This is a genomic window from Staphylococcus microti, assembly GCF_000934465.1.
Lineage (GTDB): Bacteria > Bacillota > Bacilli > Staphylococcales > Staphylococcaceae > Staphylococcus > Staphylococcus microti.
Window position 1 is genome coordinate 1 of record NZ_JXWY01000072.1, and the last position, 330, is coordinate 330.

At 33.9% G+C, this 330-nt stretch carries 1 protein-coding gene; it reads left to right on the forward strand.

Features of this window, described 5'->3' with window-relative positions; all coding sequences use genetic code 11:
* Nucleotides 1-146: 146 nt before the first annotated feature.
* A partial coding sequence (locus TP70_RS13025) for an IS3 family transposase (protein ID WP_156962274.1) occupies nucleotides 147-330 on the forward strand: 184 nt, incomplete at its 3' end.

Here is a 330-nt window from a genome sequence, read left to right on the forward strand (position 1 = left end):
AAAAATTAATTATTCACTCAGACCAAGGGATTCACTATACATGTACATCATTTCAAGCATTAGTTAACACAAGTGGTTTAAAACAATCAATGTCTAGGAAAGGAAACTGTTGAGATAACGCGCCCCAAGAATCGTTTTTTGGTCACATGAAAGATGAAATCAAAGGGTTGAAAGATATTCATCATTTTGAAGAACTGACAGAACTTGCGGATGATTATATTGATTACTACAATAATGACCGTTTTCAAATGGGGCGCGCAAAGTTATCACCAAATCAATTTGAAGCATACGTTAAAACGGGAGATTATCCATTAATCCAATATCAAAATC